The organism is Stieleria sp. (genome assembly GCF_041595215.1).
Taxonomy (GTDB): domain Bacteria; phylum Planctomycetota; class Planctomycetia; order Pirellulales; family Pirellulaceae; genus Stieleria; species Stieleria magnilauensis.
Genome location: NZ_JBFHKV010000239.1, coordinates 1 through 9,184, shown reverse-complemented (window position 1 = coordinate 9,184; position 9,184 = coordinate 1). Strand labels below are relative to the sequence as shown.

At 58.2% G+C, this 9,184-nt stretch carries 6 protein-coding genes; 5 read left to right on the top strand and 1 reads right to left on the bottom strand.

All coding sequences use genetic code 11. The features are described 5' to 3' along the window. The 5 genes from ABX749_RS11560 to ABX749_RS11540 all read left to right on the top strand — a co-directional run. On the top strand, nucleotides 1–1,344 hold a 1,344-nt coding region (locus ABX749_RS11560; protein ID WP_372896117.1), incomplete at its 5' end, for a M16 family metallopeptidase. A 1,034-nt stretch (nucleotides 1,345–2,378) separates the two neighbouring features. Next, nucleotides 2,379–3,257, top strand: a complete 879-nt coding sequence (locus ABX749_RS11555) for a glycosyltransferase family 2 protein (protein WP_372896116.1) — start codon at nucleotides 2,379–2,381, stop codon at nucleotides 3,255–3,257. Nucleotides 3,258–3,424: 167 nt separating this feature from the next. Beyond that, nucleotides 3,425–4,717 carry a PQQ-binding-like beta-propeller repeat protein gene (locus ABX749_RS11550; protein ID WP_372896115.1) on the top strand — a complete coding sequence of 431 codons (1,293 nt, stop codon included), beginning with the start codon at nucleotides 3,425–3,427 and terminating at the stop codon, nucleotides 4,715–4,717. A gap of 210 nt (nucleotides 4,718–4,927) precedes the next feature. Beyond that, nucleotides 4,928–5,587, top strand: coding sequence for a hypothetical protein (locus ABX749_RS11545; RefSeq protein ID WP_372896114.1), 660 nt, complete (start codon nucleotides 4,928–4,930; stop codon nucleotides 5,585–5,587). Nucleotides 5,588–5,590: 3 nt separating this feature from the next. Further along, on the top strand, nucleotides 5,591–7,417 hold the full coding sequence (locus tag ABX749_RS11540) for a hypothetical protein (protein WP_372896113.1): 1,827 nt from the start codon (nucleotides 5,591–5,593) through the stop codon (nucleotides 7,415–7,417). Nucleotides 7,418–7,473: 56 nt separating this feature from the next. On the opposite strand, the gene ABX749_RS11535 is transcribed toward ABX749_RS11540, so the two are convergent. Beyond that, nucleotides 7,474–8,916 (bottom strand): sulfatase, encoded by a 1,443-nt coding sequence (locus ABX749_RS11535; RefSeq protein WP_372896112.1) that lies wholly within the window; start codon nucleotides 8,914–8,916, stop codon nucleotides 7,474–7,476. Nucleotides 8,917–9,184 lie beyond the last annotated feature (268 nt).

The following is a 9,184-nucleotide window of genomic DNA, read 5'->3' as shown; positions in this document are numbered from 1 at the left end:
CGCGAAGTGATTCAAGCCGGCGAGCAATTCGATCCCGATCCCATGAAGATCGAAGCGCGGACGCTGCGTGGAACGCTCGACAATGGAATCGAATACGCCCTGTTGCCCAAGCAGACACGCGGGGGATCGGTTTCCTTGTACCTGACGCTTCGTTTCGGAACCGCGGAAACGATGATCGATCGTTTGGGCGCCGTCGAACTGCTGGGCATCCTGATGGCGCGTGGTACCGAGTCGCTCGATTACCAGGCTCTGCAAGATGAACTGACACGGCTGCGAGCCGACATGCAGCTCTACAGCACCCCCGGATTGCTGCAACTGTCGCTGAAGACCAAACGCGAATACCTGACCGACGTCATCGCGTTGATCGGCGATGTCCTTCGACATCCGCGGCTCAGTGGCGAAGAACTGGAAGTGATCAAACGCCAAGTCGTCACGGGTTTGCAACAAAGCGCGAGCGAGCCCACCGCGGTGGCCGCCCGAGCGGTCAAGCGGGCGATTTCACCCTACGGTAAAGATGACATTCGCTACGTCCAAACGCTGGACGAAGAGATTGAAATGTACCAGTCCGTGACCGTCGAACAGGTCCAGTCGCTGTTCAACGAGCTTGTCGGCGGAAACGTCGGCGAACTGTCCGTCGTCGGCGATTTCGATGCCGACGAAGTGAAGTCTCAAGTCGAAGAAATGCTTGCCGGCTGGGAATCCGATGTGCCTTACGTCCGCGTCGATCGCCCGGCAAACGCCGATGCAGAAGGCTCGCTTACGACGCTCAACACGCCGGACAAAGCCAACGCGTTTTTCTACTCGTCGCTGCAGATGGAACTGGCCGACACCGATTCGGCCTACGCACCGCTCGTGTTAGGCAATTTCATCCTGGGCGGCGGTGGACTGAGCAGCCGCCTGGCCGATCGCGTCCGGCAACAAGAAGGCCTGTCGTACACGGTGCGAAGCGGTCTGAGCGCACGGGCCAAAGACGACCGGGTTGATATGACGATCTACGCGATCACGAATCCGGAAAACAAAGACCGTTTGATGGAAGTGATGCGTGAAGAGATCGATCGGTTGAGAAAAGACGGCGTGACGGAAGACGAATTGGCCAAGGCGAAGTCGGCTTACTTGCAGGCCGAGCGAGTCCGCCGAGCCAATGACGGATCGTTGGCGAGCGAATTGATCCAGACGATGTTCTTGGATCGAACGATGGAAGCGGCCGCCGAGCATGACGAACGGATCGAATCGGCCAGCGTTGAAAGCGTCAATGATGCGATTCGCAAGTACATCGACTGGGACAAACTGGTCAAGGCGGTCGCAGGAGATTTCGAAGCGAAGGCCAAGAAAGAACAGGAGTAAACGCCGATCAACGGCTCGTATTCCTGGACAAACTCGATGAGAGGTTCCTGGGGCGGCGCAACCCTCGCAAAGGCTTGGTTGGCTCGCCCCAGGCTAGGGAGATGCTTGCCCTTTGGGCGAAAAGCCCCTCGCGTCGCTCGCCCCTGCTGCCAAGAGGGCGAATCGCTTCGGCCACCCGTTGTGGCACCGATCTTGATTGACAACGATCTTGATTGACAACGGCGCACAAAAAAAGGCCTTCCCTCTTCCATGAGGGTCGGCCCAGTTTTTGTCATTTTGCCTTCCGGGACGGCTCATCCTGAGCCGAAATCCGGACGACAGATAATCAATGACAAAATTGGAAGTTACTTTCCCTGTCGCAAATCCGGGGTCTGACTTGCCGGCTATCCCTTTCGGTGCCGTCTTCCAGGAATCAACAGCCTCCACATCCAGTGAGGCTGCTCCGAAGCAAACGCGTCCTTCGTCAACTTCAGATGATTGTCTTATGCGCCATCGCTCGCGGTGGGTAATGAAACGTGAAGGGGGCGTCCCGTTGGAGACGCCGGAACTTCGCTGTCGGCAGGCCGTAGAGACCGCACCATGGCGAAGCGACAATGGCTCAGGTTGGTAGCACAAAGCGAAATCAAATTTCGCAAACGTGTTTGCCGAGTCACGACAAAACGTCTCCTGTGCAAGTGGTGAAAAGTCAAAAAGCAAACGTCACGTCGCGAACGACTTTTCCACAACGTGAGCGTCAGAGAAATGTGGCGACCTTCGATTGGAATGTCAACAACAAAGTTTGACGTCTGTGCAGTGTAGTGAAGCAGACTCGTTGAAAGTCTCGCGAATTACGAGACGAAACAGATCGTTTTTTTTTTCGAAGCGGATGCAACTGAATTGCGCTGTTGGTGATTCGTGTTGTGCGCGAGCCAGATTGAAATCCAAGCGACCACTTCCATTTCAATGGCTTGGTCAATGAGTCAGTGCGAAGCTTCGTTGGATCGACTAACATTGCTCAAGCTGTCCGGTTTGCTTCGCGTTTCTCAGTCAACTTCATGCACGATCCCGCCGATGATTCGCCGATCCATCCACCCAACCGGTTAGACGTGGTCGCTTCGAATGATACCGATGGCGAAACCAATGATGGCTCGTTTTGGGGGACTGACTATGTTCGCCGGATGCGCGCCGAACTGGGGAAAGACGCCTGTCGTAAACTCGCCATCTTTGAACTCCCCGACGGATTCTTGTTGTCGGTTGTCGTTCCGGTGTTCAACGAAAGCGGGACGGTCACTTCGGTCGTCGATCGTCTTCGCGCGACCGGCTTGCCAATGCAAATCATTTTGATCGATGACGGCAGCAAGGACGGAACGCTCGAAGCGATGTCAACACTCGAGCACGATCCTGACGTCATCGTGATCGCACACGAAAGGAACCGTGGCAAAGGCGCGGCGATTCGCAGCGGCTTTGAACAAGCCACCGGAGACATCGTGGTGATTCAAGACGCGGACCGTGAATACGACCCGTCTGATTTTCGCTACCTGCTGCAACCGCTGATTGCCGGAGAGGCTGACGTGGCGTACGGGACCCGTTACGGTCACTACGATCGCCAGCTGTCCCCCTGGTGGCACCAGACGGTCAACGGGCTGATCACGCTGTTGGCCAGTATCGCCATCGGCATTCGCTTGAGTGATGTGGAGACCTGTTACAAGATGGTCCCTCGGAAGCACCTGCAGAAGATCATGCCCGATTTGCAGGAGTGTCGATTCGGGATCGAGATTGAATTGACCGCCAGGCTGGCGCGACTGGGGCTGCGTTTTACCGAGCGGCCGATCCGCTATCAGCACCGCTGGTACGACGAGGGCAAGAAGATCGGTTGGCGGGACGGGGTCGGGGCGTTGTGGTGCATCGTCAAATACGGCTTGTTTCGGCGTTAACGCCATTGAACCGACCAGACGATGGCGACGATTGGCGAGCGCGGTCGTCGGTCAATGATTTCGCAGAAGATGTGTCCCAGGGTTGCCCGCTGGGTGAAAATTCTGGTTAAAATCAGATTCCATCCACTCGGCCCCCCAGCCACCCAGTCCCACCGAACGGTCCCTCCATGCCAGCCTTTCCGCCTTCCCTGGTCGCGTCTGCCGGCGATCAGTCGCCTCGCCGTTTTGCCAAACATGTCCTCGCCAGCCTCTTCGGATTGGCCCTCGTGTGCAGCGCCGCGCCCACGCACGCCGACGACTGGCCCGGCTTTCACGGCCTGGAGATCGCCGGAGTGCTTCCTGAGGCGAAACTTCCCGACGGCTGGGAGAAACAAGCGTATCGCTGGACCGTCGATTTGAAGACACGTGACGTCGGTTCGATGGCGATTCAAAACGGACGCGTTTATCTGCTCTCGATGTCGCCGGCCAAACAGACGATTCGATTGATGTCGTTCAATCTGCAGTCCGGTAAAGTCAACTGGTCGCGAGAGTTTCCTCAAGCGAAGAATCATCTGCACAACCGAAACACACTTGCCTCGAGCACGCCGGCGACCGATGGCCAATATGTCTACATCGCGCACAGCGATCGCCAGCACACGTGGCTGAGATGTTTGGACCATCAAGGCAACGAGATCTGGCAGCGTGACTTCGGCGTGGCGCAAAGCCAGCACGGGTTCGGCGTCTCGCCCACCGTTCACGGCGACATCGTCGTGCTGAATTTTTCACAACAGGCCGAACGGGTCGAAAACGGTCAGCCCGGCACCAGTCGTATCATCGCGGTCAATCGTTCGACCGGCGAAACGATTTGGCAAACGCCCGTGACCTCGACGCGTGTTTGTTACGGCACGCCGGTGATCCGCGACGGCAAAGTGATCTGTGCCAACACGGGAGACGGCATTTATGCGTTGTCGCTTGAAACCGGCAAGATGCTTTGGCGACTGCCGGTGTTCAAGATGCGTTGCGTCAGTTCGCCGATCGTCGCCGGTGATTTGGCGATCGGATCGAGCGGCAGCGGCGGCGGCGGCAACCATCTGGTCGCCGTGCGGATGCCCGCAAACGATTCGGACGAGCCGCAAGAGGTTTACCGGATTGAAAAGGCCGCTCCCTACGTACCGACCTCGATCGTGCACGACGGCATGTTGTTCTCCATCGACGACAAGGGCATCGCGTCGTGTTTTGATGTGGCTACCGGCGACGTCCAGTGGACCAGTCGTATCGGCGGGACGTTCAGCGCGTCGCCGATTCTATTGGGGGATAAGGTCCTGGTCATCAACTTGAACGGCGAGGCGACGGTATTTCGTGCGGCGCGACAATTTGAGAAACTGAGCGAAATTAATTTGGGCGGACCGGTCGGTGCGACGCCCGCGTATGCCAACGGACGCTTGCTGCTGCGTGTCGGTACCGAACTTCGCTGCTTGTAAGAACAGCTTGCAAAAACAGCGCGGCGCAATCACGTCAACTCGGCGGCGTCACAACCGATGCGTTAAAGAATCCAAGCACCCTCCGTTTCTGCTAATCTGTTAGGAACACTTTTCTTTGGGGCGCCTTTCCCGGGTCACTTCCGTTTGCCGCATTGCGAACGGGACGCCCGGCATGTGCTCAGACGCTGCTTGATTCCTCCGGTGCATTTCATGAACGTCACGTCTGCCCACCGCCGTCGCGGTTCGACGCGGGTTGCCAATCCCATCGTTTCGTGCGGACCGGCTCGCCGCGTCCCGTTGCTACTGCTGATGCTCTGGTTGCCGGCTCTATCGGCGTGCTCCAAAGAGAAACTCAAGGATCTAGCCGACACGGTTCAAAAGGAAGGCGAGAATCTGGTCAAGGAGAGCAAGAAGATGACCGATGCGTTGGTCGAAACGGCCAAGGAGGAATTGCCGGAAACAGGCAAGATGGTGATCAAGACAACCGAGCCGATTGAAATCGATCAAGCCGTCGTCACGATGCATGTGGTCGGCGACGGTCGGAAAAATTCGCTGCAAATCACCAGCTATCCGCCCGGGGCCGAGCACACCTCTGCTCCGGCTGTCTTTCTGCACTGCACCACCACGGTTGAAACAGTGGCGTTGCTCGCCGGGAAGTCGCTGCCGTGCAATCTGTTCATCGAACCCAAGGCGGGGGCGGCGATCGCGCGGAATGAAATCGGTCGCCCGGTCTCGGTCACCTTCGGGTCGATGAACATGCAGGAGAAAACGATGACGGCGACGATCGAGCCGTGCACGTTGATCGGTTCAGACGATCAACCGCTGGAGATTGCCGGTGGTGAAATCCTGGCCGTCGTGGAGGGGAACTGAGCGATGAAACAGAAACACTCCCCGATCTGGCAATGGCAGCGAAACGTTGCAGCATCGGTTGTCGCGGTATGTCTGGCCTGCGGGTTCACCGCGGGTGCTCGCGCCAACCCGAGCACCCAAGATCCCGAAAAGCCCCTCAAGGCGCACAACACCATTCAGGGTGCTGAAAAGCAAATCCAGGCGATGTACGCCAAGTTCGCCGAATGGGAAGAGTTGGTGATCCGCAGCACCGAAGCGGCCAACGCCGGACGACGCTTTCCGCATCAACAACTTTCCAGGATTTATCCCGAAGTCTATCGCGGCATTTGGTACGCCGACCACCTCATTGCGATGGGCGAACCAGCCGGCGAGGATCTGAAGCAGAAATTTGCAATGCTCCACAAGGCGATGCAAGTTTTCGCCCAACGGCTGATCGAGTTTCAGCCCAAAGAACTTGCAGTGCTGCAGAACCAGACCACGCAACGTCAAAAGACGATGGCCCGAGCCGCGGAACTGGCCGGACAGGGAAAACTCGCCGAAGCCGAACGACAAATCCAACCGTTGCTGTTGAAACAGCTTTCGAGTGTTTTTTATCTCAACAGCTCCGTGAGCAGGCCGTTTCAGAATGAAGTCAACGTTCCGTACCAGGACATTCTGAACCGGCTCAATCGCGAGCGCCGCAAGGACTATCAAGCAAGAGCAGCCGCCAAGATCCAAACGTACGCCGAAGCCGTTGACGTGCTGAAGTCCGAATCGACTCGTGTGGCATCGGAGCTGAAACAATCGCCCACGGTGACACTGGCCGATGGCAAAAGCGGCGATGCGGCTGAGGCGATCGAGTACATCACGATGCTGTGGGGCAATGCGTCGGCCGCCGTCACACGCAGCGTTGCGACCGCATGGGCGTTCAGTGACGGGGATGTCCAAGCGACCGCCCAACCGTTTCAACAAATCATGGACCAAGTCGAAGCGACGGGCAACGCGGCGATCGTCAACGTTTTGAACTCCGCCGCCCAGTCGACTCCTGCAGATCAGCTCGCCGCGTTGTATCCGAACGTGCTTCGCGCCTTGTCCAAGCTCGACCGACGACTCGTCGGTTCGCTGGACGCGAGTGTCGTGACTGCCGTTGAACAACTGGCTGCCAAGCATGCCCCGCTGGCCGAACACGTCAAACGGTATTCCCTCGCCACAGCAGAACCGACGCGTTGGATGCAACGCTATGCATCACAGCAGGTCCAACACGCTTCGGGTGGTTACCCGTTGGCGTCGAACCGATTGAATCGCGACGAGACGCCGGAGACGACGGTGGCACCGGCGATCTATGGGCCGCAATCGACACGGTCGCGGGTGCTCACACCCGGTGTACTCTCTTCCCCTGCCAGCTGGATCGTCGGCGATGCAAAGTCGATGTTGGGCATGAAGATGAAAGACGAGTCGACGGTGCGACTTTTGCCGACAGCCGAGATGACGATCGTTCCCCAGGACCCTCGGCATTACACGAGTGTGTCGGCTTCGTTTCCGATTGACCCGTACGTGTCGGAGTTGCATGATTGTTTGTTGCTCGATGATTCCCATGGGCCGTTGGACTTATCCGCCGCCGACGCGCAGTCGTCCGCGGAACTTCAGGAGTTTCAAAACGTCGGCGGGCGGATCGCTCGGTTGACGCTGGAGCCGTTTGTTTCGCGTTTCGCGACGATGCCGGACCAGGCATCCGCGTTGGTGCCGCTGAACCGATTGCCCAGCATCGACGCTCGGGGCACGCCGATCGACAAGCTGATCTGGCGTGTCGATTTAGAACCGGACTGGGTCGCGCATCGAATGTTCGTCGCGGTCGGCGCATCACCGCAGTGATCGACGCGGGCGGGTCGTCGTCGCGTGCGAACCAGGTGTCGCCGTTGCCAGGGCTGCTATTTCCGCCGCTTCCACTGTGGTTTGGCTTCGGGCTGCTCGTCTAATTTGGCGCGCAGCTGCGCAACGATCTCAGCCGATGTCGCGGCGATATTCTTTGTTTCCAAGGGATCGACCTGGTAGTCATAGAGTTCGATCTCGGCTTGCTCGCGTGGTCCTGCCACCGCCTTCCACTCCACCATTCGATAACGACTGTTTCGAATGGCACGTCCGAGTCGTCCGCCGCGCGGATAGACGTGTGTCACAAAGTCTCGAGCGGTCGCGTTGGCGTCTCGGATGACATCCGCAAAACTCTGACCGTCCAACCCGGCCGGCGTCGGCAATCCCGCCAACTCACTCAGAGTCGGATACAGGTCAACGGTTTCGATCATGGCCTGGGTCGCCGCACCGCGGACACCGTCCGGCGCCGCAACGATGATCGGAATGCGCGCCGCTTGCTCATAGTTTGTGTGTTTGCACCACATGCCATGGTCACCCAGATGCCAACCGTGGTCCCCCCACAGCACGACGATTGTTTCATCGGCGAGATTCAACCGATCGAGGGCATCGAGCAACTTGCCGATTTGCGCATCGGCGTAGCTGGTTGCGGCGTAGTAGCCGTGGATCAAATGACGCGTGGTGGCCTCGTCGATCTCGCCCCGGGCCGGCATATCGCTATAGTTGCGAAGTTCGCCAAACGTTGTCGAGGCGTAGCTGGGGGCGCCCCGCGGCGGTGTCTTGACCTTCGGCATCGGCAAGTCGCGTTTGTCGTACAGATCCCAGTAACGTTTTGGTGCGATGAAGGGCAGGTGCGGCTTGAGGAATCCGACGGCCAAGAAGAATGGCTGCTCGGTTCGTTTCTTGTAGACTTCCAGCCGGTGGACCGCTTCCTCGGCGATCAGGCCATCGGCGTAGGTCTCGTCAGACACATCGGCGGATTCGGTTGCCGGGCCGCGCACCCGTCCTTTTGCATCCGGCTTTCTCATCGCCAAGTTCTTTTCCAGGACGTACGCAGCGGCCTTGGGGCGCCAAGACGCGACACTCCAAGAATCGGCGTCATCACGATTCCCGTGGCCTGTGTGATAGATCTTTCCGAGTCCCTCGGCGAGATAACCGTTGCGTTTAAAGTGTTGGCTGACCGTGACCGCATCGGGTGCCGCATCGCGAAAATGCGTGGCCAAATCGTAGACGCCGATGGTTTGAGGCCGCAAACCGGTCATCAGTGCATTCCGGCTCGGCGAGCAGACGGCCTGATTGCAGTACGCCATGTCGAACCTCACTCCCCGGGCGGCCAGGGCGTCGATATTCGGCGTGACAGCGACCGGATCTCCGTAGCAGCCGATCGTCGGTTTAAGATCATCGACGCAAATCAGCAGGACATTCGGAGATTTGCAATGGGATGGGGGAGATGCCACGATGGCAAACAAGCACAGCAAAACAGTAGCGCAGATTCGTCCGAACATTGTGGTGGATCCAATCGGGTTTGGGGCGGCGGAGTTAAGGGGCGACGGGCAACGCTGTGAAGCATTCATTCCCTGCGTTTGACGAGGTGTTAGCGGCAGGGCGCAAGCCCTCCGGTCCCTCATCGTTCCCAAAATACCGGAGGGCTCGCGCCCTACCGCTAAAAAAATGCTTTACATGTTGGCGGCAGGGCGCAAGCCCTCCGGTCCCTCATCGTCCCCAAAATACCGGAGGGCTCGCGCCCTACCGCTAAAAAACTGCTTTACATGT